The organism is Exiguobacterium profundum (genome assembly GCF_042652865.1).
Classification (GTDB): domain Bacteria; phylum Bacillota; class Bacilli; order Exiguobacteriales; family Exiguobacteriaceae; genus Exiguobacterium; species Exiguobacterium profundum.
The window spans coordinates 955,910-979,848 of sequence record NZ_JBHSHG010000001.1 but is presented as its reverse complement, the minus strand read 5'-3'; the positions used below and the strand labels follow the sequence as shown (position 1 = coordinate 979,848).

The following is a 23,939-nucleotide window of genomic DNA, read 5'->3' as shown; positions in this document are numbered from 1 at the left end:
GTGACCATTCAACTCTATGTATGGGCAGCCTTTTTAGTGATTAGCGTTCTATTAGGGATTCGATTAAATCAATTGAAAGAGCCGGAAGCGAACTTCTTTCCAAAGTTCTTATTTTATTCCCTACTTGGAATCGTGTCTTTTCCTATCGGCGGGTTTCACATTCCGATTGGCTTTCTGTTGTCATTTTTGTTCTTTCCGAAACAGAACAGCCGGTATAAATGGTATGGAGCACTGTTAGGGTTCTTCTTTTTTCTCGTCTTGCTTTTTGTCCCGTTGTTCGACCAGTCCGGCTTTCGTTCCGAGTCGCAACAAATCGGTGCCGTCTCGGTCACGGATGAATCGTTTGATGACATGACCGAAAAATTGTTACAACGAATCAATAGTGAATCGATTAAATTAGATCGCGGGAAATTACAGATCGACCGGGAAGGGAACGTTCAATCCATTGAGTATTTACTCATGGTGGAGCGAGCCGAATCCTTCCAACAGATCCGTGTGACATATGGCTCAGGACAACTTTCGTATGAACAAGTCGATGAACTGCGTAAAGAATCTGGACAGGCCTTTTTTGAAAAGCTTGTCGAATTCGACCACATGCTGTCGACGTTACGAGGTCCTTCATGGGATGAGTATACTGACGTCGTTTCTGCCCCAGTGTTACAACTTTCCTATGATGGGCTGTATGACATGTACACGTTCGAAAACGAATCGATGCTCATGATTAATCGGGACAATGAACTGGTCAAGTTCTGGCTCCAGCGCGAACCAGTCCTCGCAAACAGCATCCAACTCGTCGGACTGACACGGGAAGGACGAAGTTCAGGCGAACGTTTTGCGATACTATATAATTATTCGATACATCAACGAGAGGATTTGACAGAATGATCAAACCGTATTTGAGTATTTCCCTATTAACGACCGCACTTCTTGTCGGATGTGGCGGAGAAGAAGCCCAACAAGAGGCGTGCGATGTAAGTCCGACCATTTCCGTATACAATGCGGCGACGGAAGAGACGCTCTATCAAGAGAAGAGCGTCTGTTTGGAAGAGGATGCGACCGTGCTCGACGCATTGAAAGCGACAGGGCTTGACCTCGAAGTGACAGGAAGCGGAGACATGTCGTACGTGACGGCAATCGAAGGCATCGAAGAAAAATCAGAAGGACAATCGTCAGGCTGGGTATTTGCTTTTAATGGCGCGCCCGGAGATGAAGGGGCCGGTGCTAAAGAAGTAGAATCGACGGATGTCATTCAGTGGCGGTTTGAAGAAGATGCGATTGCTTTCTTCGAATGAGGCAGATTGGGAGCGGCGACATCCTGTCACGCTCCTTTTCTTTCTATTTAGTCATCTATTCATTTTGACGTATATCCATGATGTCACAGTATTTGTCATCGGCCTTGTCCTTTTGCTCATGCTTGAACGTCGGTTTCCATGGACGATGCTCATCGTATTGATTGCGTTTGCTGTCGTCTCGGTCTTCCCTGCATTGTTCGGATGGGAGTTATCGCTCACTTACATATGGCGTCAGCTATTGAAGTTGGCTACTTTCTTACTTGGCATGCTGTGGATTTCTCGGATTGTTCGATTGGAACGCTTGCTCCCACTTCTCTATAAATGGCCCCGTTCAACTTCCCTCTTGTATGGGGCGTGGGCACTTATTCCTTCGATGGAGCGAGCGGTACGTCAGTCGCTCAGAAGTCACCCTAAAAAAGCGTGGCAAGAAGCAATCGAGATTGGCATTAATAGCCAAAGGCATGAGCCACGATTTGCGGTCGAGCCGATGCGTCGCTTCCGATTTGAGGATGTTCTCCAACTCTTTATGATTGGCTTGATTGGCTACGTATCACTCGAGTGGACCATCATCCCATGGCTCATCTATCCATACGTCACAAAAGGAGGTGTTCGTGATGCAATGGCTTTCTACCGTTGACGGGTCGCTCGAGGCATATATCGAGCGGTATCGTCCTCGAGTCATCAGAATGAATCAACCATTCTCAGGAAAAGTTGGTCATTTATTATCCCGTGTTGATTCGCTTCGGGGGGCGGAACTCGCCTCACTCTTACAAATTGATGCCCTGTATCCAAAAGCGTTTGACGCCTGTTCAAGCGGTGAGCAACAGATTGTACAAGTCGCTTATGCTCTATTAGATCAGCCCGAAGCAATTGTACTTATCGAACCGTTCCGCCACCTCGATCAATTCCGTAGAGAACATCTAGAGATGCTACTTCGTCGTACTTCCGGTCTCGGTGTTCGGATTGGTTATACGGAACGGGCGCAAGAATCGTCTGAAGACATGAAAATCACTTTCCGACAATCGGAGACGATACCAAGAATTGAAGCGACCGATGTATCCTATCGTCATCCGCTTCAGGCGACTTATGCCATTGAAGAAGTGACGGTCCAAATGAATGAACCTGGCCTCACCGTCTGTATTGGGACGAACGGAAGTGGAAAATCGACGTTGCTCGAACTTTTAGCAAGGAGCAGACGCCCTCTTCGTGGACGGGTGAAGCGGGGGGAGCGAGCTGCTTATCTTCCTGCCGAAACGGAATACGGTCCGTTTCCGCAAGAATCGAACCGGAGGATCGCTCAACTACAAGCCGTCCTGAACGACTCGGCAAGCGTCCTTTTGCTCGATGAACCGACGGTGGATTTAACGAATGGGGAACGTACGGCGTTCCTTGAAGCGCTCTTGAAAAAGTCCGAATCAGCACGTGTGCTTTGTGCGACACATGATTTGGCGTTAGTCGACCAAGCGACGGACGTGATTTACCTTGCGAGTGGTCGCGTGGTCTTTCAAGGAGAACGGTCACTCTTTCAAGAACGGAGTACGCTATGGTCACATACGTCCTCGCCATTCTGATTGCCATCCTGGTCCTGTATCGATTTGAGAAATCCGATCTCCCGGTTCAACCGCTCGTGCAGCTCTTGGCACTCGCAGTCATCGGTCGCTGGCTTTTCATGACGATTCCGAACGTACAACCGACGACAGCCATTTTGATGCTGACGGCACTATGTATTGGATTGAATGCTGCGGCGGTCCTTGCACTCTTCGTACCCATCTTGTCAGGTCTGTTGCTCGGGATCGGACCGTTCGTCTTCTATCAATTTTTAGGCTGGCTCCTTATCGTAACGCTCGTCAGCAGTTTTAGACCGTTATGGATGAAGTCGAACATCCTTTTTCTTCTGTTTGGTTTTTTGTCCGGATTTATATATGGATGGACGACCAATCTAGCGTTCTTCGAAGTGATTGGAGCTGATTTTTGGAAGCTACTTCTACTCAGCGTCCCGTTTGACTTGGCACATGGGTTATCGAATGTCGTTTTCCTCTTTTTAATCCGTCCCTTGTTCGAGCGCATATTCCTTCGTCAGCTCGGGTAAACATACAATAGTCATATCATTTTGAGTGAGGTGAACGACGGATGGGTGCATATATCAATCTCACAGAAGTCGGCATGTTTCTACTCGTAGGACTATTGTTTATCTTGTTAAACCTGATTCTATTGGCAAAACGTTACACGAGAGCCCGTTTTGCCATGATCAGCATCCTTGCGGCGAGCGTGTGGCCAGCACTCATGATTGTGCTTTCCGTGGAACAACTGAGCATCATGGACCAGCTCACGTCAGGAGACCTGACGCTCGATGCCGTCATGGCGTGGGGAGTCGTCATCGCTACAGCGCTGATGACTATGATTCCGGCAGGTGTATTTCTACACCGGCTTGTGAACGTCTCTCGCTTACACTCTGAACCATAAAAGGAGCGACCCGATGCGGTCGCTCCTTTTTCATGTAGTCGATTCAGCAGGTGTTCCATCAGCCGGTTTTTGGACGCGACGTAATACTTCGAGACTGAGAGCTCGTGGCATCAATTTGGCGACCCCGACCAATAACTGATTAGAGAGTCCAGGGATGACCACACGCTTGTTATTCATCACCCCTTTGTATCCGAAGAAGGCGACGAGATGAGATGGCATTTTCGAGAATGACAATTCACTCCCGGCACGATTAAAGAAGTTCGTATCCGTCGGGCCAGGGCATAACACACTCACATGCACGCCACTACCTTTCACCTCGGCATGAATCGCTTCAGTGAATGAGAGGACATAGGCTTTCGTCGCGTAATAGACGGCCATATATGGACCAGGTTGGAAGGCAGCGACAGATGCAACGTTCAACACATATCCGTGGTCACGTTCGAGCATGCCAGGCAAATAGGCTTTCGTCAGTTCGGTCAACGTATTGACGTTCAATCGGACCTCGTCGGCTTCCGTCTCAGCATCAAGGTCGGCGAACGCGCCGGACGTGCCAAACCCGGCATTGTTAATTAAAAAGTCGACAGTGAGGCCAGCTTCGGCAATCATCGTCGTCAATCGGACTGCTGCGCCATGTTTTGCCAAATCTAGAGCAAAGACATGTACGTTGATGCGATAACGTGTCTCAAGTACTTTTTTTAGTTCATGCAATCGTGGTTCGTTCCGAGATACTAAAATACAGTCGTAGCCGTCGCGAGCGGCGAGTACGGCCAAGTCTAGACCGATGCCCATCGAGGCGCCGGTGATTAAAGCTGTCTTTGACAACATGATCCACTCCTTTGATGAAAAGTCATACATTGTTACTGAATTCTTCACGAGTTGTTAAAATCCTGCTCCGTTCGCACATTGAAACATATGCTAAAGTATAGCAAGAAAATGTGATTAGACTCACAAAGTAGGGAGTAGAACAAATATGATGATTCAGCTCGTCACTACGGCGCAAAGCGTTGATCAGGCAGAAGCGTTAATCAAAGCCGGCGCAGACCGACTATATATCGGAAATTCAAGGTTTGGGTTGAGACAAAAAGGTGACTGGACAATCGATGCTGTGAGAGAAGTCACACAACTTGCCCATCGGTATGGGAAAGATGTGACGGTAGCCGTCAACAACCTGATGCACAATGACCACATTGAAGAGTTAAAAGATTATTTGCAAACGCTGAAAACGATAGGAGTCGATGATGTCACCGCTGGAGACCCCGGCGCCATTCGCTTGATTCGACAGGCAAAGATTCCGTATTGGTATGATGCCCAAACGCTCGTCACATCCGCCAAACAGATCCAATTTTGGGGGAAACGCGAAGCGATTGGAGCGGTCGTCGCCCGCGAAGTGACAATCGAAGAACTCGTCTTGATCCAGCAGCAAATCGGACTTCCTGTTGAAGTACAAGTATATGGTCCGACATGCATCCATCACTCTAAACGCCCACTCGTGACGAATTACTTTAATGAACTCGGAAGACCGGTTGAAGAAGCAAAACAACGCGAATTTTATATGAGCGAACCGGCAGATACGACCAGTCGTTATCCCATCTATGAGGACGAGAACGGCACCCATATTTTCTCTGAGGATTTGACGCTCATGGGTCAGCTTCCGACGTTAGTCAAAAATGGACTTCACACGTGGAAGCTAGACGGATGGCACGCCGGGGACCAGTTTGTTGAAATCGTTCAGTTGTTTACTTATGCCCGGACGAATTTGTTGAACGGTCGATTTGATCGTGTAGAGATGGAACATCGTCTTCACGAGCTTCAACCGGAAACGTTCCGTCTCGGTACGGGACTGTGGTTACGAAAACCAGAAGAGATTAAGTGAGGGATCAAGATGAAACGACGTCCAGAATTATTAGCGCCAGCAGGAAACTTAGAGAAATTAAAGATGGCCATCCATTATGGTGCCGATGCGGTCTATATCGGCGGACAGCAGTTCGGGTTACGTTCACGTGCCGGTAATTTCAGTTATGACGAGATGCGTGAAGGGGTAGCCTTCGCACATGCGTACGGCGCGAAAGTATACGTCGCTGCGAACATGGTGACGCATGAAGGCGATATCGAGGGGGCAGGTGACTTCTTCCGAACACTTCGAGATATCGGAATCGATGCAGTCATCGTCTCGGATCCAGCGATGATTGAAACTTGTCTTACGGAAGCAGAAGGGTTGCCCGTCCATTTGTCGACCCAAGCTTCGGCGACAAACTACGAGACCCTTCGTTTCTGGAAGGAAGAAGGACTCGAACGAATCGTCTTGGCTCGTGAGGTATCGATGGATGAAATCATTAAAATGAAACAGGAAGTCGATGTCGAAATTGAGACGTTCGTCCATGGGGCGATGTGTATCTCGTATTCCGGTCGATGCACGTTATCAAATCACATGACATTACGAGATGCCAACCGTGGGGGATGTGCCCAATCATGCCGCTGGAAATATGGTTTCTTTGAAGAAGGTGATCTTCTAACAGAAGAGATGGAAGCGCGTGACGAAGAGCCGTTCTCGATGAGTTCAGTTGATTTATCGATGGTCCGCCACATTCCTGACTTGGTGGAGGCAGGAGTCGATAGTTTGAAGATAGAGGGACGAATGAAATCGATTCATTACGTCGCGACGGTGTGTAACGTCTATCGTCAAGTGATTGATGCGTACTGTGAAGATCCAGAGCATTTCGTCTTCGACCCTGCATGGGAAGAAGAAATTTGGAAAGCGGCCCAACGTGAACTAGCGACCGGGTTCTATTACGGGATCCCGACTGAAAAAGAGCAATTGTTCGGGAAACCTCGTTCGATTCCGCAATTTGCGTTTGCGGCTCGTGTCATCTCATACGACCCTGTGACGGGTATGGCAACGCTCGAACAGCGGAATCACTTTTCAATCGGTGAAGAGGTTGAATTTTTCGGACCCGGATTTGTTCGTTTTTCACAAGTCATTGATACGATGGAGGATGTGGACGGTCACCTCCTCGAGTCTGCTAACCAAGCGATGATGACAATTCGTGTAAAAGTGGATCGGCCGGTCGCAACCGATTACATTATGCGTAAGCGAAAAGGTGTGCGTGCTCGTTCGCTCGTTTGACACATCCACCGAGCCAACATAGTCGCCCGTTCCGTTCAATCCTGCTACCCTAAGAAGTAGAGACGGAGGGATGGAAGAATGAACCAAAATACGGAGCAATTACGGACTGAGCCCATCGGCAGACTCCTCTTCAAGTTATCGCTTCCGGCGATGATTGGGATGCTCGTGACGGCGCTCTACAATATCATTGATACGATTTTTGTCGCCCGAGGGATCGGTGCATCGGCAGTCGCTGCTATCGGGATTGCGTTTCCGATTCAGATGATTTTAATGGCCGTGTCGAGTGCCGTTGGTCTAGGTGGGGCGTCTATCAGTTCGAGGAAGCTTGGACGCGGTGACGATGCCGGTGCAGCCGTCACATTCTTGAACGTACTTGTCCTCGTCGGTCTGTTTGCGGCACTTGCGGTCAGTTCTGCTTTCTTTATGTTAGATGAAATTTTGAAAGTGTTCGGTGCGACGACCGAAATCATGGATCTCAGCCGACAGTACTTATCAGTTGTCTTGATCAGTTCACCATTCTTCATGTTCACACTCGCTTCGAGTGCGATGGTTCGTGCTGAAGGACAGGCACCTTATCAAATGAAGGTCATGCTGACGACCGTTCTCGTCAACCTCGTGACGACCCCGCTCTTCATTTTCACGTTCGACTGGGGCATGTACGGGGCAGCGACTTCTACGGCACTCGCCCAAGTCATCGGTTCCGTATTGATGCTGCGCTTCTTCTTCGCCCGAAAACCAAAAACGGAACTGCGCTTCAAGTGGCGTCAGTTCCGGATTCGATTCGATGAGATAAAAGAAATCATGGCAATCGGTTCGTCTTCGTTCATCATGATGGTGTCCCAATCCATTTTATTTGTTGGTGTCAACGTGATGCTCGGTACGTACGGCGGGACCGAAGAATTGGCCATTTTCGCCATTATCAACAAGTTCATGGCGCTCGTTGGTATGCCAATCATGGGAATCGTCCAAGGGATGCAACCAATCGTTGGATATAACTACGGTGCAGAGCGATTCGACCGAATGCGTGAAACCATTTGGACGGCGATGCGGGTCGGGATTGCGATTGCTGTCATCATTTGGTTGATTCTGCAGCTATTCCCGCAAACACTCATGGGCTGGTTCTCGACGGATGAGGCGCTCATTGCTGGCGGTGTGACAGCGATTCACATTTTGTTCGCCGTTTCCTTCCTTCCGAGTGTTCAGATGCTCGTCAATGGAATCTATCAGTCCCTCGGGAAAGCACGCGTCGCTATGTTCTTGTCCCTTTCACGTCAGACGCTCTACACGATTCCGCTCGTCTTTATTCTCCCGTCGTTCCTCGGAGTGTTCGGCGTATGGTTGGCATTCCCAATCGCTGATGCGATGACATTTTTGACGGCTGTTGCTTTGGCATTCTGGGACCGTAAATTATTGTTCCGTCCTTCAGAAGAAGATAAAGAAGCACATGATGTAAATCCAAAAGCGACAAACTTATAATCAAACGTCCGCTCGTGTCGAGCGGGCGTCTTCTTTTAGGAACAAGTATATCCCACCGAGGAGGACGACGGCTCCGATCCATTGGAACGGTCCAAGTCGCTCTCCGAAGAAGGCGTATCCAAATAGCATTCCCCACAACGCCTCTCCAAGAATCGTGATACTGACGACGGTCGCACTGACACGGGCAAGCGCATAGTTGAACAGGTTGTGCCCGAGGATTGTCGGGAAGAAAGCGAGCGCGAGGAAGTACCACCAGTTGATGGATTCAAAGGCAGTGAATGTCGTGCCGCGAACGAGCAACATGAAGCAAAGCACGACCGTCGCAACGAGATATACGCTAAAAGAATATGTATTCGTGTTCATCGAAGCTCGTACATGCTGTCCAACGAGCCAATACCCTGCAATCAATAGGGCGGCAATCAAGGCGAGTAGGTCTCCGAAGAGGGCTTCACGGCCGAGTTGAATGTCCCCCGCAGCAACGAGCATGCCCCCGAGGACAGCGACGAGCGCGAAGGCAAGTCCTTTTCGAGTCGGATTCTTTTTAAAGATGAGTGCATTCCCGATCAACACAAAAATTGGACTCGACGTGACAAATAGTGTGGAGCTGGCAACCGTCGTGTAATCGAGTGACAAAAACCAAAGCCAAAAGTGAAACGCCAGTAACGTTCCGCTAAGAAGTAGAGCGTAGCGAGTCATGAGGCGCGTGGTGATGAGTGATTTGAAATCGACAAACGGTAACAACATGAGACACGTGAACAGCATACGGTAAAATGCGGCAGTCTCGGCAGGTGCCGACGTCCATTTGACGAAGAGGACACTCGTCGATAAGAAAAAGACAGCAGCGAACAAGATGAGATAAGACATGGCGACACTCCTTCACAGTTGTACTTCTCTGTTAATAATATCGGAAAACAGCCACGAGGCAAGACACGATTCAAAAATAGCAAACAAATGCTCCCCTCTCGATGTGTCCATCTTTGACTTGATATAGTAAAATACATAGTAGAAGCTAGCTAATCATGTACGTCTTGCCATTATGTAGGAGGCAAAGTAAGGAGTTCTTATGAGACTAATCATTGCGGAAAAGCCATCACAAGCTCAAAAGTTGGCTGCTCCCTACCCATCAAAAAAGCGAAAAGACGAGATTGAAATCTCACCTTGTCCCCGTTTCCCGGAAGGGGCGATTGTTGTGTGGGCGGTCGGTCACCTTTGTGAACTTCAAGAACCGTCGCACTATCGACCGGAATGGAAGTCGTGGAAGTACGATTCACTTCCGATTGTCCCAGAACGATTTGATTATCGTATTTCAAAAGGGAAGTCGAAACCGTTCTATGCCATCAAAAAATGGCTCCATGATCGCTCGATTACTGATGTCATCATCGCATCGGATGCCGAAAGGGAAGGGGAAGCAATCGTTCGTCTGATCCTCCGACTCGCAGGTAACAAAAAACCGCTTGCTCGACTATGGATCTCGAGTTTGACGGAGCAAGCAGTCGATCGTGGATTCTCGCAACTGTTGCCAGGTGAACAGACAATTCCATACTACCATGAGGCGATGAGCCGCGCCTGTGCGGACTGGCTCGTTGGGATGAATGCGTCTCGTGCCTATACGACGTTGTTGAAGACGATTGGGATTGAAGACGTATTCTCGCTCGGTCGTGTGCAAACCCCGACTCTTGCCTTAATCGTCAATCGCGAACGAGAAATCAAACAATTCGTGCCAGAACCATACTTCGAAGTCGAGGCGACACTTGCAAAAGGTCGAGGCACGTTCAAAGCGAAGTACACGTTTGGAAAGACAACAAAGCTCAAAACGCGTGAGGAAGCTGATGCGGCCGTCAAACGCGCATCTGGAACTGCGATTGTGAAGACAATCGACAAAGAAGAAAAAATTGAGCAACCGCCATTTTGGTTCAGTCTATCCGGATTACAAGCGGAGGCAGGGAAACGCTTCGGATTCGGAGCGAAAAAGACACTTGATATCGCTCAAAAGTTATATACGAAAGGGTGGATTAGTTACCCTCGGACCGATTCGGGATTTGTCACACCAGATGAGGCAACGCTATTTCCACAGACAAAGGCAAGACTGCTAAAGTCCGAAGCCTATGCCGGACTTCGTGACCTTTTGACTGAGGACCCGTCGAAAAATCGACGCTATGTCAATGCCAAGAAAGTCAGTGACCACTACGCAATCATCCCGACGGAGGCATGTGGTGACATCACTCGACTCGGTGGGGATGATGCGAAACTGTATGATTTGATCAATCGACGCTTCCTTGCGGCCTTTGCACCCGCAGCGATGCTCGAGAAGACAACGGTTGATTTGATTGATGGAAGCGACTTGTATCGAGCAAAAGGAACCGTCGTTGTGAGTCCTGGCTATCGACAAGTCGTTGAGATGAAATCAAAAGATGTCGAGCTTCCTGCGATGATGGTCGGTGAAGAATTAAAAGAGAAGAAAGTTGAAGTGTTGTCGAAACAGACAGAGCCACCGAAGCGATATACGGAGGGCGCGCTCATTATGGCGATGAAAGTCGCCGGGAAACAACTCGATGACGAAGAGCTGATTCATATCATGAAAGAAGTAGAGGGTCTTGGGACTGAGGCTACACGTGCCAACATCATCGATGGATTGAAGAAGCGAGGCTATGTCCAACTTCAGAAAAAAGAGCTTGTTCCAACAGACAAGGGTCGCCTGTTGATTGATGTCCTCGGAGATAGTATTTTGGCATCACCCGCCATGACGGCGAAATGGGAGAAGCGACTCCATGAGATCGGTCAAGCATCGGCATCCGCTGCCGAATTCATTGAACAAGCGAAGAAGATGTCCGTTCATTTGGTCGAAGAAGCGAAATCGCGAGTAGAGGCGGCTAATCCAGAGGGCTATACGATTGAGGCGAAACGTTATGGCAAGAAAGGAACGACTCGACCGAAGGCATCATTTGGTGTCTGTCCGAATTGTGGGAAAGGGCTTGTCGAACATCCAAAGTTCATCGGGTGCAGCGGTTATCGGGAAGGATGTCGCTTCACCGTCTCCAAACAAGTGCTTGGCGTCGGACTCGTCAAAGATGAGTTGAAGCAAATGATCAATGGCGGGCAGTCGAACGTCCATACGTTCAAAAAGGGAGACAAGACATTCAATGCCTCATTGTATTTAGAAAAAGGTACACTTCGATTTGAATTCAAATAAAAAAGGGTCGCGCATTAGAGCGGCCCTTCTGTCTGGTCAGTCTTTTCTCTCTTCTTGTCATCTTCAATGCGACGATTGATTTCGTCATAGTCGAGCACGATGTCGTCTTTATTGTCTTTATAGGCGTATCCTTTTTGGATGACGACGATGGATGCGATGAGGACGAGTAAAATAATTAAACCGCTTACGGCGAATATCCAGGCCATATGAACCCCTCACTTTCTCTCTTCAGTATGCCAAACAGTGGACAGGTTCTTCAACTAGAATGAATAGACGGTTATGTCGTGTGCGAGTGAAAAGATATGGTACAATACGATATAGATTACTACGTAGAGAAGGAAGGGATAGTCATGGCGATTTTGATTGTGGATGATGAACCGGTCAATACGCTCGTACTTGAGCAACTGCTTCACCAGCACGACTATGAGACGGTATCGGTCTCGAGTGGGGAAGAAGCGCTCGATTTACTGATGGCCCCACAAGCCGCATCGCTGTATGATCTCGTCCTGTTGGATGTCGAAATGCCTGGGATTTCAGGAATCGAGACGTGCAAACGGATTCGGCAGATGGCTGACTTTGAAGAGTTGCCGGTCATCATGGTTTCCGGACGAACGGAAGAGAAGCAGATTGCCGAGGGACTCGACGCGGAGGCGTCAGATTACACGACCAAACCAATCAAAATAACAGAATTACTCGCACGAATCCGTTCTGCCCTCCGTTATAAGGCGGCTGTTGATGAACGGAAAATTTATGAGACCCGTCTTCAGTATGATTTGGACCTTGCCCAAAAGATTCAACAGAGTGCGCTTACGCCACCAATCAGTAATGAAGAGATTGATGTTCGTGCGCTCTATCTGCCTTCTAAAAAACTAGCCGGAGACATGTACGCGTGGTTTCAGGTCGCACCGGACCGATACGGGGTCATCATCTTTGATGTCATGGGACATGGGGTCTCATCGGCGCTCATCACGATGGGAATCCGTTCAATCCTACCGGGGCTTGTCGGGAACGTGCAATATCCGGTAGACGTCATGACGGAGTTGAACCGTCAGATGACGTTCCTCTTCTCGGGTGACGATATGCACAGCTACTTCACGGCGGTCTATTGCTACATCGACACGACAAAACGTCGAATCGAATATGTGAATGCGGGTCATCCGCCTGTCATCGTGACGTCAGAAGAAGGAAACTCTCGTCTTGAGACGACAGGGGTACCAGTCGGTATGTTCGAGGAACCGAATTATGAATCCAAAGAGATTGACATCACACCGAATATGACGCTTCACATGTATACGGATGGACTCATGGAGTGTTACAGCAAAGATATCGATGATGGGATTCGATGGCTAGAAAACGACGTTTCCACATATGGTCTTGACTATAGTCGTCACGTCGCTGAACAGCTTGTGCCAAAGATTGAAATTGAAGACGACCTATGTCTCGTCACGGTCAAAATCACATGAAAAGAGCCTGACGCAACGTGCGTCAGGCTCTTTTATGCTAGAAATATCGCTTTCGCCAAAGGATATAGAAGGCGAGACCGGAAAATCCAATCATCATCGTGATAGCCATGATGAATCCGAACGGTTGTCCTTCCCATGGAACTTGAACGTTCATCCCAAAAATTCCAGATATCATTGTCGGGATGCTGAGGACAATCGTGATGGATGCCAAGAATTTCATGACGAAGTTAACATTGTTCGAAATGATGGATCCGAATGCTTCCATCTTGATGCTGATGATGTCGTTATAAATCGATGCCATTTCCATCGCTTGTCGGTGTTCGACAAAAACGTCTTCGAGTAGTTCTTCGTCCTCTTCATGCTTCTCCAAACTCGGTGTCTTGACGATTCGGTCCAAGACGCTATCATTCGCTTTTAACGAAGTCATGAAGTAGACGAGAGATTTTTGAAGGTTCATCAACTGGAAAATCTCTTGGTTTCGCATGGAACGCTGCAACTCTTGCTCGAGTTCGTCCATTCTTCGGTCGATTTGACGCAAGAAGCGCAAATACGTCATGCTCACACGATGTAAAATCTGAAAGACGAAGCGACTACGATAGTTTGTTCGGAACAGTCTTGCCTTCCCGTTAGCGAACAAATTCAACACGTCGAGATCTCGCGAGCAGACGGTAATGAAATGTCGTCCGGTCACGATGATACCGAGCGGGATCGTATTATACGTGCGACCTGTATCATCTTCCTCCACATACGGAACGTCGATGATCATGAGAAGTCCTTCATCATCTTTTTCAAAACGTGGTTTCTCTTCGATATCAAGTGGGTCATATACAAAGTCTTCTGGAATGCCGGACGCCTCGATGACTTGATCGGCCTCATCTTTTGTCGGGTTCACGAGTTGGATCCAGCTTCCTTTATCAAAGTCTTCGATTTCATCCACATGGCCTGATGCGTCAGTACGGTAAATCGTCAGCATGCATCTTCCTCCTACCTTAACTCAATCTTATTATAGGTAGCCAAAATGAAGAGTGCAATCCAAAGCAGGAGTTTTTTTGTTTTCTCTCGAAAACGTGTTACAGTGAGAGGGAACGATTGGAATATCGTTTATTGAGGAGGGGTTATATTGACTAGAATGCCCGAAGACGCTCTGTTCAATGAAGAAAAACTAGCAGAGCTTCACCAAATCGCAAACGGAAACATTGAGTTCTTAAATAAAATTGCAACCACATATATCCAGCAGTTCGAGGCGAAGTATCCTGAACTTCAATCGGCAGTCGAGTCGAAAGATTATTCTCGCGTCGAGCAACTCGCCCATTTATTGAAAGGGGCCTCCTATTCAGTTGGTCTAGAACAGACGGCGCTTCTTTTCCACGACCTTGAAGTGGCTGGAGAAAATGCACATCTAGATGGAGCGACCGAAACATTGGCAACCATCGAATCGCATAGTAAGCGATTTTTAACCGAATGGAATACGCATTTTGAACAATTCACATAAAAAAGTTTGCGACGGAGAAGTCGCAAACTTTTTTATTATCCTACAAATTCATCGAGCGTCGCAATCAACATTCCGATTTCTGGTTTCGTGATTTGAGCGTTCGCACCGACGGCTTCCCCTTTATGTTTCAAGTCATCTGAAATGAGTGACGAGAAGATGATGATTGGAAGTGTTGCGTATTGGTCCATCTCACGAAGACGCTTCGTCAAATGAAGTCCATCCATCTGTGGCATCTCAATGTCGGTGATGAGGAGGTCACACTCGGCACCTTCTTGTTCAAACGCATCGAGTGCCTCTTTCCCGTTATTGAAGACAGTCGTATTGAAGTACCCCGCGTCATCCAACGTGTCGAGAATCAATGTGCGGAGCATTTCTGAATCTTCAGCTAGCCAAATGTTTTTGTTCGAGCGCTCACGAGCGCCGAGTCGCTTCACAGATTCGCGAGCCATGATGTCCTTACGTGACAACTCGAGCGCGATTCGCTCATAATCGAGCAAGATGATCATCTGGTCACCTGTTTTGACGACACCGTTTGTAATGCCTTGAACACCACGTGCGAGATCGGACGGGGTATCAATTTGTTCCCAAGAGATGCGTTTGATCTCGGTTACCTGGTCGACACGAAGAACCGACTTCTCACCGTTGAACTCACAGACAATCAAACGATCATCACTTCCGACTTCACGCGGATGGCTGATGACCATCGGAAGGTCGATGACGGTCATGACTTCACCGCGCAGCTCGATTAATCCCATGATGGCTTCAGGCGTACCTGGGAGTGGCGTCAATGGAAGCATCGTGATAATTTCACGTACTTTCATGACATTGATGCCGAACAAGAACGGTCCAGCTTGGAAAATGACGATTTCAAGTTCGTTCGTTCCTGCTTCAAGTAAAATATTATGATCAGTGCTCAATGGTAGTCCCTCCTATTTCACGTACTCTCATCTTTACTATCGGTATCCAATCGATAAATCTACAGTAAAAATAGTGTCAACTCTCATCAGAATTCACAAAAAGTTTCATAGTAACCGTTTACATCTCATAAACTGAATCGTTATAGTTGTCCAATGCAAAAAAATCTGCATACAATGGGGTTGGCAACGAGATATTACAGCTTACTCAGGAGGCAGATAGAGATGATGAGTATGAACACATATCCATATTTATTGAATGGTCAATGGCAGGAATCTTCAAGCAACGAAACGATTGAACTCGTTTCACCATATAAAGACGAAGTCGTAGGTCGCGTTCAAGCGATGTCACGCGATGAAGTCGATGAAGCCATCCATGGCGCAAAACGTGCACAACAAGAATGGGCGGCGCTTCCGGTCAACAAGCGCGCTGAATTATTGTATGCATGGGCAGAAAAACTCGAAGAACGCGTGGATGAGATTGGTCAAATCATCATGCGAGAAGTCGGGAAAAACTTGAACGACGCGAAGAAGGAAGTCGTACGGACGGCGGAAATCATTCGTTATACGGCAGAAGAAGGAATTCGCTTCAATGGCGGCTTCATGCAAGGCGATTCATTCCCAGGTGGCTCGAAAAACAAGATGGCCATCATCAAGAAAGAAGCGCTCGGTGTCATCCTCGCGATTTCACCGTTCAACTACCCGGTAAACTTGGCAGCTGCTAAGATTGCGCCGGCGCTCGTCACAGGAAATGCGGTAGTCTTCAAACCAGCGACGCAAGGTGCAATCAGTGGGATCAAGATGGTCGAGGCTCTTCACGATGCCGGTCTTCCAAAAGGTCTGTTGAACCTCGTGACAGGTCGCGGTTCGGTCATCGGTGACTACTTGACATCACACCCAGGGATCGACATGATCACGTTCACAGGTGGAACGGGTACGGGTCAACATTTGTCACAACAAGCGTCGATGGTACCGGTCGTACTCGAACTCGGCGGGAAAGACCCAGCCCTCGTTTTAGAGGATGCAGACTTGACGTTAGCAGCTGACCAAATTGTCAGCGGAGCGTTCTCATATTCAGGTCAACGTTGTACAGCAATCAAGCGCGTCTTCGTCCTTGAAAATCAAGCGGATGAGCTCGTCGATATGTTGAAAGAACGTGTCGCAAAACTTTCAGTCGGTTCACCGGAAGAGAACAGCTTCATCGTTCCTTTAGTTGATGCGAAGACGACGGATTATGTACAGGGTTTGATTGACGACGCCGTCAATAAAAAGGCAACGGTCGTTTACGGTAATAAGCGTGAAGGAAACTTGCTTCACCCGACATTGCTTGATCATGTGACGACAGATATGCGTGTCGCATGGGAAGAACCGTTCGGACCGGTCCTCCCGGTCATCCGTGTGAAATCACTCGACGAGATGATCGCACTCACGAATGAATCGGAGTTTGGTCTTCAGGCGAGCGTCTTCACACAAAACGTCAATAGCGCCTTCACGGTCGCTGATAAGTTAGAAGTCGGTACGGTCCAAGTGAACGGACGGACAGAACGCGGTCCAGACCACTTCCCATTCATCGGTGTCAAGCAATCGGGACTCGGCGTTCAAGGAATCGGACGTAGCCTTGAGACGATGACACGTGATAAAGTGACGGTCATCAACCTATAATATGAATCATTCATGAGGGAGAGACATCTCCCTCTTTTTTGTTTGATTGAAAACGCATCTTTCAGACGGGTATAATGGAGAAAGACAGGAAGAAGGGGTGGTGATGACATGGCGGACTGGATTTCTAGCCAACTGGCAAGACTCGATATCCCGACACCGTTCGAAGTCGGGAACGTGAACGTATATATCGTTGAACATATGAACCGCTTCTTCATGGTCGATTGTGGACCAGACACAGAAGAGGCGTGGACCTCGTTGAACCGTCAACTTGAAGAGCTTGAACTCTCGTTGGCGGATATCGACTTTTTATTTTTGACACATCATCATGCTGATCATGCCGGACAAGCATGGCGTCTTCGCGACGCATCCATCCCCGTGTACGGGCATGAAAAGCTCGTTCGATACTTAGAGCAAACCCCAAACTTTTTGAAGCGTGGCAATCACTTTTTACATGAATTGGCCGTCTCTTTCGGGGCCCCGGCTCCACTCGTGGAAAAATTACCAGACTATCGCGAAGCGCTTCGCTGGATTGGTCCGACGACTGTCACGATGACGTTTGGGGACGGGCAAGCATTGACCTCGGATGGGGCGTGGCAGACGATCCATTTACCTGGACACGCCAGTGACCAGCTCGGGTTGATTGGTCCCGGAGGAGTCTTGATTGCCGGAGATCACCTCATCGACAAGGTCGAACCAAATCCGCTCATCGAACAGCCGTATGATGACGAAGGATTTGCATCACCCGTCATTCTCTATATCGATTCGCTTAAAAAATTACGCGGGATTGATTTAAAGCTCGTCGTCAGTGGACACGGTGAACCGATTCACCATCCGAATGATTTAATCGAGAGTCGGATTCGCCAACGGTATGAGCGCAGTGAACAATTGCTTGCCGAATGGGAAGATGGACTTAGCGTTTTTGATTGGTCAATGAAGTTATATGGACGAAAGATGCGACGTGGGATGCCGCTCGTCTTCAGTGAAGTGTTTGCACGACTCAGTTTACTCGAGGAACGTGGCGACATCGAGAGACGTCGAGATGATCAAAAATGGATTTATACGAAGAAAGAAGTGATGTCGTGAAACGAGTAGTCATTACTGGTGCGTCAAGCGGGCTCGGTGCCGCATTGGCGCATTCTTTTTATGAACATGGATACAACGTATTGTTGATTGGAAGAAATGAAGAACGGTTAAAAAAGATTGCCGCAACATGTGAAGGGGATTGGATGTGCGCGGATGTCGCAAAGTCAACCGCTCTCGTTCATGATGTGAGCGAACGGTTCGGGAAATTTGACGTATGGGTCAACAATGCAGGCATGGCCGAATTTGATTTTGTGACCGATCAGTCGACGGATGTGATAGAAGAAACGATGCGTGTGAACGCTCTCGCACCGATGCTGTTATCGCGAGATGTCGCCCGCGTGATGGAGCGAGAGGGTATCATCGTCAACATCTGTTCACAGGCTGCGAAAGTACCGACACCTAAGTCAGCCGTCTACGCAGGGTCAAAGGCGGCACTTTTACAGTTTTCGAACGCGCTCAGGCTAGAGTTGAAGCCCCGTGGCATTCACGTCATGACGGTCAATCCAGGACCGATTGCAACGCCGTTCTTTAATCGAGCTGATAAAAGTGGTACATATGCTGAAAGTGTTCAAAGGATCATGCTTGACCCGAAACAATTGGCTGATGCGATTGTCAGAGGAAGTCGTAAGCGAAAACGTGAAATCAATGCGCCGTGGTGGATGAACGTAGGGGCGAATGTGTATGCAATCTGTCCAACCATGTTCGAAATGCTCGCAAAACGGGGATTTGAGAAAAAGTAAAAAGGGGGATTAAGATGAGGAAATGGAGAGTACTGCTCGCAACTGTCATGCTAACATTCGTGGCAGCGTGTGGGAGTGAACAGGCAGTTGAGTTTTCGGACTCGTTTGAAAAAGCAGCGACGACGGCAGAAGGGTCGACCGTCAACCTATATATGTGGGGTGGGGACGAGGGCATCAACAGCTACATCGATGACTACGTGGCACCTCGCCTCGAGGAATCTTACAATGTCGAATTGAACCGTGTCGCAATGGATACGGCAGAATTCATTCGACAATTATCACTCGATAAAAAAGCGGACAGACAAGTCGGGACGATCGATGCCGTCTGGGTCAATGGCGATAATTTCCGAAATGCGAAAGAGGCTGGTCTTCTTCGAGACGGACTGATGGAACGTGTCCCGAACGCCGAGTTATTAAACGAAACGGCCCAGCAATCAGATGCTGGCACCCCGACAGAGGACTTGGAGCTCGCATGGGGGAATGTACAATTCATCATGCATTACGATGCTTCGAAAGTGGACAATCCTCCTCAATCGTTTGAAGAATTACGTCGCTGGACTGAAGACAATCCAGGTCGATTCACGTATCCTGAAGTCACAGATTTCACCGGGAATGCCTTCGTCCGCCATCTATTGTATGAACGATACGGTGACGAGTTGGACCAAAAAGCGACCATTGAGGATTCGTTCTGGGATGACTTGAAAGCGTGGTCTCCGAATTTGTGGAAAGACGGACAAACGTATCCAAAGACGCTCGAACAACTCGATCAGCTCTATGCATCGGGAGAAGTTTGGATGACGATGGGATTCAACGAACGTCGAGCCGAGGCGGAAGTGACGGAAGGGATCTTCCCGAAAGAGACACGCGCGCTCGTCCTCGATCACTCCATTGCCTCGACACACTTTTTAGCAGTCCCATTCAATGCCCCGAATCCAGATGGGGCGTTAGTCCTTCTTCAAGAACTGTTGTCTCCTGAAGCACAGCTTGTCAAACAAGGACCAGAATATTGGGGAGACGGCACATCACTCGACTTAACGAAGCTTGACGTGAATGACCAACGAGCGTTTGAAGAATTAGGGGAGGGTGTCACGTACCCAGATTCGGAGCAGTTGCTCGAACGTTCGATTCCGGATTATGGACCGAACGTGATTGACACCGTCCGCGAGGAGTGGCCACGTGTTGCGAAGTAGTGTCGCAGTGACGATCATGGTGTCGCTTCTTCCTCTCACTGCTCTCGTCTTTCTCGCCATAGAGTCAATGGGAACGGATTGGGGCTCGCTTTTAACAGATGAGACGTGGCGCGATAGTTTCGTCACGACGATTTATGTCGTCAGCGTATCGACCGGTCTATCGCTTGTAATCGGGACGTGGCTTGCAAGAACGGTCGTCCAAAAAGGTTGGCGTTTCCTATCGTCTGTACTCCGACTTCCGATGTTTGTCCCTCACATTGCCGCTGCATACCTGTTTTGGTTATTGTTCACCGGAACGAATGGCATCGGATGGATTGAGGCGAACGAACGAAACTATGTCACGGTCATCCTGACCTATATATGGAAGGAGACACCGTTCGTCTTTTTAATGATGCTCGGGACATATGAGCAATTGAATCGGGGTTACGTCGAGATGGCCAAGACGCTCCAACTCTCTCCGTTTGACCAGTTCAAACATGGGGAGTTGCCGTTTCTGATGAAACCATTACTCGATTCGGCATGGATTTTAATCGCCTTTATCTCGTTCGCATACGAGGTCCCGGCATTGCTCGGCGTGACTTACCCGAAACTCATCGGTGTCCTCGCGTATGAACGACTGTCGACTGGACTCTATTTAGAGGCGACAGAGCCTTATGCGGTCGCCCTCGTCTGGACATGTCTTGTCGGAAGCGGCGTATTCCTATCTTACGTATTGACCGCATCCATACGACGACGAATTGAACGTGGGGTGAGACGATGATTCGACAAGGGCTTCTCATCTGTTTGACGTTCATACCGTTTATCAGCCTCTTTTTCGTAGTCCCGACATTTGAAATCGAGAACAACATGGCAATCGTTCATACGATAGGATTGATTGTGATTTTATCTGGGATCAATGTGTGGCTCTCGATGATGTGTGCCTGGTGGCTATTGTGGACAGATTCTAGATGGAAACATGTCATCGAATGGCTCGTCTTTTTACCATTGTTCATTCCGATGCTGGCCACATTGTTTGGCCTCTATCTGATTTTGGCGGAAGCTGGTCTGATTGGGACGTATGTCGGCGTCACCCTTGCCCTGCTCGTCGTGACGATTCCCTATTCAATCCGCCTCGCCTACAACGGAATGGCGGTCATCGGTCGACCACTTTTGGAACAAGCTCGGATTCTGCCATCGAGACGGCGAGTCATGTACGTGCTGTATCCGCTCTTTTCTAGATTGATGCGGACCATCGCGTTGTTCACGACCGTCATTTTGCTCAGTCAATTTGCGCTGATCCAGTTGATTGGTGCGGGATTGATTCCGACCGTGACGACAGAATTGTATCAATCTTATGCGGGAAACAATCGTGGTCTAGCTCTCTCGAACACATGGATGCTCATCCTATTCCCCGTTCTCCTCTATTTCCTGCTCTCAGGATGGGATCGGTATATGGTGCGTATGCTGAAAGGACGTCTTCAATGAGTTTGAATGTACAAAATCTATATAAACAATTTGGAACGAAACAAATACTAAATGGTGTCGACTTCGAGGTTAAACCTCACGACATTCACGCAATCGTCGGTGTGAGTGGTTCAGGGAAATCGACGATTCTACGAATCATCGCAGGTCTTGAGTCGACTGACAGCGGTGACGTGAAATGGAATCACCGTTCTTTAATCCCTATCCCTGCGCATAAACGGCGCGTGACGATGCTATCGCAAACGGCTTTATTGTTCCCACATTTGACAGTCGGAGAGAATGTCGCGCTCGTGACTCGAGAGCGTTCTCGTAAGCAAGCCGAACATTGGTTACGAGTCGTTCAACTCGGTGACCGATATGATGCCGAGATACACGAACTGTCTGGTGGCGAACAACAACGGGTCAGTCTTGCCCGAGCTTTAGCTGCTGAACCAGAACTACTGTTATTAGATGAACCCTTTACAAACCTTGATCCCAAACTCAAGCTCGACTTGCAGCGTTTTATCCGGGACTTAGTGAAAGAACTCAACTTGACGGCGGTATTGGTCACTCATGATCGGGAAGAAGCGATGCTCATGGCAGACCAGGTGACGCTGATTGATGAAGGCAAGGTGACACGTACGGGGACGGTTGCGGAGTTATACGATACGGCCCCTGGATTCGGTGACTTTGTCATGCTCGATGGAGAACTGCGACCGTTGTCTGAAGTGGAGGTATCCGAAGCGACTGGTGTGTCGGTTCAGTTGATGAAGAAAATTTATCGATTCGGTCAATGTTTCGGGGAATATCAGTTCAAGGATGGACGATCCGTCATGTTACCGACGTGTGAAACGTACCAAACTGGAATGATTTATCGAATTAAACGAAAGGAGGAATAGTATGCTCGATACGTACGGAAGTCGTTACGTTCAACCGGTCATCGAGCGTGGAGCGAATCGATTGCTCAAATGGAATTTCACGCCGAACGAAGTGACAGTACTTGGAGGAATCATCGGAATCTCGACCGGAATCTTTATCTATAATGATATGCACTGGACTGCCGTCATCTTACTGTGGCTATCTGGCTTGTTTGATGTTTTAGATGGGACGATGGCTCGAAAGTCGAAAACGAGTGGGTTTGGAACGGTGCTTGACCTCGTCTTGGACCGATTCGTCGAATTGTCGGTCGTGATTGCCCTTGCCCTTCGTTACCCGGAATATATGCCTATTTTTCTCATTCTGATTGCTTCATTTGTGATCGCCATGACACTGTTCCTAGCTGTCGGTGCGAGTAGTTCAAAGCGCTCAGAGAAGACGTTTTACTATCAGCCAGGAATTATCGAGCGAACAGAGTGCTTCATTTTGTTCACGTTGATGATTCTCTTCCCGAACTGGGTCGGCGGGATTGCTCTTATCTTTTTATTGCTTGAAGTCATGACAATCACACAACGATTCATTGAGGCGCGGAGGATTTTGCGATGAAACCGAAGTTGGTGTTGGCCGGACTTGGACACGGACAGCTAGAAATTCTCGATCGTATTGAGGAGATATGCAAACATTATGATGTTCGCTTCATTGGAGACTGCCAGACGATTTATACAGGTGCGTTTCCACAAGTGATTGCCGGGCTCATGGATTCAGCTACGGTCCGATCACCTCAACTAGAGCCGGTCGCAAAGCGGGTGCTCTCGATTGACCCGATTCAGCAGACGGTTCAAACAGAAAACGGAATGTTTGAATACGATCAACTCGTTTTAGCCACCGGTGCGAAAAGTCGGGGAATCGGCACGCCACTTAAACCGATGTCACAAGCTTTACTCGACCAAATCGAATCGAGTTCACAAGTGACCATCGTCGGAGGCGGGAAGGCCGGCGTAGAATTGGCGTTCACGTGTGCTCGCACAAAAGATGTGACACTGTATGCAAAAGAGATATTACCAGACGTCTCGGTCCATACTAGAAAGCACATCGAGCGATTGTTGGTCAGAACAGGGGTCATGGTCGTCAAACAGGCGTTTCATGCAGACACATCGGAAGGGCTTTTATTGGATGCGACGGGGGTTGTTCCCGTGGAATGGTGGACTGAATCAGGGCTTGCAAAACCTGAGAGTTTTATAGAGGTAGACAAATATTTACGCCATCATCATTTTACAAATATATATGTAACAGGAGATATGGCATCCTCCTTAAATGGAGGCGTCGATGCTGTTAGGTCAGGGCGCTATGTCGGCAAACGGTTACTAGAGGAAACAAGTCGACCATTTCGGAGACGTCAATCGATGAATATCTTACTGACGACACCAGGGCGCGCCTTGCTAACATATGGAAAGTTTACATGGCATGGTCGGACTCCATATTATATGAAGCGGTGGATTGACTCGCGGTATGTTCGGCATTACAAGTAGTCGGA

The 23,939-nt window shown here is 48.4% G+C and carries 26 protein-coding genes; 21 read left to right on the top strand and 5 right to left on the bottom strand.

From position 1 onward, the window contains the following. Genes ACFO4U_RS05100 through ACFO4U_RS05075 form a run of 6 tightly spaced genes read left to right on the top strand, consistent with a single transcriptional unit; the run spans position 1 to position 3,755 of the window. Positions 1-885 (top strand): hypothetical protein, encoded by an 885-nt coding sequence (locus ACFO4U_RS05100; protein WP_012726538.1) that lies wholly within the window; start codon positions 1-3, stop codon positions 883-885. After that, positions 882-1,292, top strand: coding sequence for a DUF4430 domain-containing protein (locus ACFO4U_RS05095; protein ID WP_031423381.1), 411 nt, complete (start codon positions 882-884; stop codon positions 1,290-1,292). The genes ACFO4U_RS05100 and ACFO4U_RS05095 overlap by 4 nt, the downstream gene beginning before the upstream one ends. Next, positions 1,243-1,929 (top strand): hypothetical protein, encoded by a 687-nt coding sequence (locus tag ACFO4U_RS05090; protein ID WP_251131807.1) that lies wholly within the window; start codon positions 1,243-1,245, stop codon positions 1,927-1,929. The genes ACFO4U_RS05095 and ACFO4U_RS05090 overlap by 50 nt, the downstream gene beginning before the upstream one ends. Further along, on the top strand, positions 1,907-2,863 hold the full coding sequence (locus tag ACFO4U_RS05085) for an ATP-binding cassette domain-containing protein (RefSeq protein ID WP_215243847.1): 957 nt from the start codon (positions 1,907-1,909) through the stop codon (positions 2,861-2,863). Before ACFO4U_RS05090 ends, ACFO4U_RS05085 begins: the two co-directional genes overlap by 23 nt. Then, positions 2,836-3,381, top strand: a complete 546-nt coding sequence (locus ACFO4U_RS05080) for a hypothetical protein (protein WP_159562442.1) — start codon at positions 2,836-2,838, stop codon at positions 3,379-3,381. Before ACFO4U_RS05085 ends, ACFO4U_RS05080 begins: the two co-directional genes overlap by 28 nt. Positions 3,382-3,422: 41 nt before the next feature. Further along, a complete protein-coding gene (locus ACFO4U_RS05075; protein ID WP_196430840.1) occupies positions 3,423-3,755 on the top strand; it encodes a hypothetical protein in 333 nt (110 codons plus the stop codon). Positions 3,756-3,785: 30 nt separating this feature from the next. Here the strand turns inward: ACFO4U_RS05075 and ACFO4U_RS05070 are convergent, their stop codons facing one another. Continuing rightward, positions 3,786-4,580: an SDR family NAD(P)-dependent oxidoreductase gene (locus tag ACFO4U_RS05070; RefSeq protein WP_159562440.1), complete on the bottom strand. Its 795-nt coding sequence runs from the start codon at positions 4,578-4,580 to the stop codon at positions 3,786-3,788. 151 nt (positions 4,581-4,731) lie between these two features. Here ACFO4U_RS05070 and ACFO4U_RS05065 point away from each other — a divergent pair, with 151 nt between their 5' ends. From ACFO4U_RS05065 to ACFO4U_RS05055, 3 genes are all read left to right on the top strand, one after another. Then, on the top strand, positions 4,732-5,628 hold the full coding sequence (locus tag ACFO4U_RS05065) for a peptidase U32 family protein (protein ID WP_260563561.1): 897 nt from the start codon (positions 4,732-4,734) through the stop codon (positions 5,626-5,628). Between the two features lie 9 nt (positions 5,629-5,637). Further along, a complete protein-coding gene (locus tag ACFO4U_RS05060) occupies positions 5,638-6,879 on the top strand; it encodes a peptidase U32 family protein (protein ID WP_196430838.1) in 1,242 nt (413 codons plus the stop codon). Between the two features lie 78 nt (positions 6,880-6,957). Next, positions 6,958-8,355 carry an MATE family efflux transporter gene (locus ACFO4U_RS05055; protein ID WP_215243849.1) on the top strand — a complete coding sequence of 466 codons (1,398 nt, stop codon included), beginning with the start codon at positions 6,958-6,960 and terminating at the stop codon, positions 8,353-8,355. Here the strand turns inward: ACFO4U_RS05055 and ACFO4U_RS05050 are convergent, their stop codons facing one another. Beyond that, the gene (locus ACFO4U_RS05050; RefSeq protein WP_159562436.1) at positions 8,356-9,219 is read right to left on the bottom strand and encodes a DMT family transporter; all 864 of its coding nucleotides are present in this window, start codon (positions 9,217-9,219) and stop codon (positions 8,356-8,358) included. Positions 9,220-9,418: 199 nt separating this feature from the next. Between ACFO4U_RS05050 and ACFO4U_RS05045 the strand changes: the two genes are divergently transcribed. After that, positions 9,419-11,545, top strand: a complete 2,127-nt coding sequence (locus tag ACFO4U_RS05045) for a DNA topoisomerase III (RefSeq protein WP_215243850.1) — start codon at positions 9,419-9,421, stop codon at positions 11,543-11,545. A 14-nt stretch (positions 11,546-11,559) separates the two neighbouring features. On the opposite strand, the gene ytzI is transcribed toward ACFO4U_RS05045, so the two are convergent. Further along, positions 11,560-11,751 (bottom strand): YtzI protein, encoded by a 192-nt coding sequence (ytzI, locus tag ACFO4U_RS05040; RefSeq protein ID WP_074036770.1) that lies wholly within the window; start codon positions 11,749-11,751, stop codon positions 11,560-11,562. Positions 11,752-11,895: 144 nt separating this feature from the next. On the opposite strand from ytzI, the gene ACFO4U_RS05035 reads away from it, so the two are divergent. Next, entirely contained in the window at positions 11,896-13,008 is a 1,113-nt protein-coding gene (locus ACFO4U_RS05035) for a PP2C family protein-serine/threonine phosphatase (RefSeq protein ID WP_214690789.1), read from the top strand. Between the two features lie 37 nt (positions 13,009-13,045). On the opposite strand, the gene ACFO4U_RS05030 is transcribed toward ACFO4U_RS05035, so the two are convergent. Further along, positions 13,046-13,981 carry a magnesium transporter CorA family protein gene (locus ACFO4U_RS05030; RefSeq protein ID WP_012726524.1) on the bottom strand — a complete coding sequence of 312 codons (936 nt, stop codon included), beginning with the start codon at positions 13,979-13,981 and terminating at the stop codon, positions 13,046-13,048. 156 nt (positions 13,982-14,137) lie between these two features. On the opposite strand from ACFO4U_RS05030, the gene ACFO4U_RS05025 reads away from it, so the two are divergent. Further along, entirely contained in the window at positions 14,138-14,500 is a 363-nt protein-coding gene (locus tag ACFO4U_RS05025) for an Hpt domain-containing protein (RefSeq protein ID WP_230872919.1), read from the top strand. A 35-nt stretch (positions 14,501-14,535) separates the two neighbouring features. Here ACFO4U_RS05025 and ACFO4U_RS05020 read toward each other — a convergent pair whose 3' ends face one another. Beyond that, positions 14,536-15,417, bottom strand: a complete 882-nt coding sequence (locus ACFO4U_RS05020) for a chemotaxis protein CheV (protein ID WP_074036778.1) — start codon at positions 15,415-15,417, stop codon at positions 14,536-14,538. 222 nt (positions 15,418-15,639) lie between these two features. Between ACFO4U_RS05020 and ACFO4U_RS05015 the strand changes: the two genes are divergently transcribed. The 9 genes from ACFO4U_RS05015 (at position 15,640) to ACFO4U_RS04975 (ending at position 23,934) form a co-directional block, all read left to right on the top strand. Then, a complete protein-coding gene (locus ACFO4U_RS05015) occupies positions 15,640-17,076 on the top strand; it encodes an NADP-dependent glyceraldehyde-3-phosphate dehydrogenase (protein WP_214690790.1) in 1,437 nt (478 codons plus the stop codon). Positions 17,077-17,184: 108 nt separating this feature from the next. Further along, positions 17,185-18,159 carry an MBL fold metallo-hydrolase gene (locus tag ACFO4U_RS05010; protein ID WP_031423403.1) on the top strand — a complete coding sequence of 325 codons (975 nt, stop codon included), beginning with the start codon at positions 17,185-17,187 and terminating at the stop codon, positions 18,157-18,159. Continuing rightward, the gene (locus tag ACFO4U_RS05005; RefSeq protein ID WP_215243851.1) at positions 18,156-18,899 is read left to right on the top strand and encodes an SDR family NAD(P)-dependent oxidoreductase; all 744 of its coding nucleotides are present in this window, start codon (positions 18,156-18,158) and stop codon (positions 18,897-18,899) included. Before ACFO4U_RS05010 ends, ACFO4U_RS05005 begins: the two co-directional genes overlap by 4 nt. Positions 18,900-18,913: 14 nt before the next feature. Further along, entirely contained in the window at positions 18,914-20,089 is a 1,176-nt protein-coding gene (locus ACFO4U_RS05000) for an ABC transporter substrate-binding protein (protein WP_215243852.1), read from the top strand. Then, positions 20,076-20,849 carry an ABC transporter permease subunit gene (locus ACFO4U_RS04995; protein ID WP_215243853.1) on the top strand — a complete coding sequence of 258 codons (774 nt, stop codon included), beginning with the start codon at positions 20,076-20,078 and terminating at the stop codon, positions 20,847-20,849. The genes ACFO4U_RS05000 and ACFO4U_RS04995 overlap by 14 nt, the downstream gene beginning before the upstream one ends. Next, positions 20,846-21,553: an ABC transporter permease subunit gene (locus ACFO4U_RS04990; protein WP_214781393.1), complete on the top strand. Its 708-nt coding sequence runs from the start codon at positions 20,846-20,848 to the stop codon at positions 21,551-21,553. Before ACFO4U_RS04995 ends, ACFO4U_RS04990 begins: the two co-directional genes overlap by 4 nt. Next, positions 21,550-22,428, top strand: a complete 879-nt coding sequence (locus ACFO4U_RS04985) for an ABC transporter ATP-binding protein (protein WP_215243854.1) — start codon at positions 21,550-21,552, stop codon at positions 22,426-22,428. The genes ACFO4U_RS04990 and ACFO4U_RS04985 overlap by 4 nt, the downstream gene beginning before the upstream one ends. 1 nt (position 22,429) lies before the next feature. Then, complete coding sequence (locus ACFO4U_RS04980) at positions 22,430-23,011, top strand: CDP-alcohol phosphatidyltransferase family protein (RefSeq protein WP_012726514.1); 582 nt, start codon at positions 22,430-22,432, stop codon at positions 23,009-23,011. Beyond that, positions 23,008-23,934 (top strand): NAD(P)/FAD-dependent oxidoreductase, encoded by a 927-nt coding sequence (locus ACFO4U_RS04975; protein ID WP_074036789.1) that lies wholly within the window; start codon positions 23,008-23,010, stop codon positions 23,932-23,934. The genes ACFO4U_RS04980 and ACFO4U_RS04975 overlap by 4 nt, the downstream gene beginning before the upstream one ends. The last annotated feature ends 5 nt before the right edge of the window (positions 23,935-23,939 follow it).

What these genes read in the sequence shown, in the direction of transcription:
- ACFO4U_RS04985 (WP_215243854.1), top strand. Translation starts at nt 21,550, where the DNA reads ATGAGTTTGAATGTACAAAATCTATATAAACAATTTGGAACGAAACAA.
- ACFO4U_RS05010 (WP_031423403.1), top strand. Translation starts at nt 17,185, where the DNA reads ATGGCGGACTGGATTTCTAGCCAACTGGCAAGACTCGATATCCCGACA.
- ACFO4U_RS05000 (WP_215243852.1), top strand. Translation starts at nt 18,914, where the DNA reads ATGAGGAAATGGAGAGTACTGCTCGCAACTGTCATGCTAACATTCGTG.
- ACFO4U_RS05090 (WP_251131807.1), top strand. Translation starts at nt 1,243, where the DNA reads ATGTCATTCAGTGGCGGTTTGAAGAAGATGCGATTGCTTTCTTCGAAT.
- ACFO4U_RS04980 (WP_012726514.1), top strand. Translation starts at nt 22,430, where the DNA reads ATGCTCGATACGTACGGAAGTCGTTACGTTCAACCGGTCATCGAGCGT.
- ACFO4U_RS05060 (WP_196430838.1), top strand. Translation starts at nt 5,638, where the DNA reads ATGAAACGACGTCCAGAATTATTAGCGCCAGCAGGAAACTTAGAGAAA.
- ACFO4U_RS05050 (WP_159562436.1), bottom strand. Translation starts at nt 9,219, where the DNA reads ATGTCTTATCTCATCTTGTTCGCTGCTGTCTTTTTCTTATCGACGAGT.
- ACFO4U_RS05015 (WP_214690790.1), top strand. Translation starts at nt 15,640, where the DNA reads ATGATGAGTATGAACACATATCCATATTTATTGAATGGTCAATGGCAG.
- ACFO4U_RS05095 (WP_031423381.1), top strand. Translation starts at nt 882, where the DNA reads ATGATCAAACCGTATTTGAGTATTTCCCTATTAACGACCGCACTTCTT.
- ACFO4U_RS05070 (WP_159562440.1), bottom strand. Translation starts at nt 4,580, where the DNA reads ATGTTGTCAAAGACAGCTTTAATCACCGGCGCCTCGATGGGCATCGGT.
- ACFO4U_RS05030 (WP_012726524.1), bottom strand. Translation starts at nt 13,981, where the DNA reads ATGCTGACGATTTACCGTACTGACGCATCAGGCCATGTGGATGAAATC.
- ACFO4U_RS04975 (WP_074036789.1), top strand. Translation starts at nt 23,008, where the DNA reads ATGAAACCGAAGTTGGTGTTGGCCGGACTTGGACACGGACAGCTAGAA.
- ACFO4U_RS05035 (WP_214690789.1), top strand. Translation starts at nt 11,896, where the DNA reads ATGGCGATTTTGATTGTGGATGATGAACCGGTCAATACGCTCGTACTT.
- ACFO4U_RS05045 (WP_215243850.1), top strand. Translation starts at nt 9,419, where the DNA reads ATGAGACTAATCATTGCGGAAAAGCCATCACAAGCTCAAAAGTTGGCT.
- ACFO4U_RS05025 (WP_230872919.1), top strand. Translation starts at nt 14,138, where the DNA reads ATGCCCGAAGACGCTCTGTTCAATGAAGAAAAACTAGCAGAGCTTCAC.
- ACFO4U_RS05085 (WP_215243847.1), top strand. Translation starts at nt 1,907, where the DNA reads ATGCAATGGCTTTCTACCGTTGACGGGTCGCTCGAGGCATATATCGAG.
- ACFO4U_RS05075 (WP_196430840.1), top strand. Translation starts at nt 3,423, where the DNA reads ATGGGTGCATATATCAATCTCACAGAAGTCGGCATGTTTCTACTCGTA.
- ACFO4U_RS05055 (WP_215243849.1), top strand. Translation starts at nt 6,958, where the DNA reads ATGAACCAAAATACGGAGCAATTACGGACTGAGCCCATCGGCAGACTC.
- ACFO4U_RS04990 (WP_214781393.1), top strand. Translation starts at nt 20,846, where the DNA reads ATGATTCGACAAGGGCTTCTCATCTGTTTGACGTTCATACCGTTTATC.
- ytzI (WP_074036770.1), bottom strand. Translation starts at nt 11,751, where the DNA reads ATGGCCTGGATATTCGCCGTAAGCGGTTTAATTATTTTACTCGTCCTC.
- ACFO4U_RS05080 (WP_159562442.1), top strand. Translation starts at nt 2,836, where the DNA reads ATGGTCACATACGTCCTCGCCATTCTGATTGCCATCCTGGTCCTGTAT.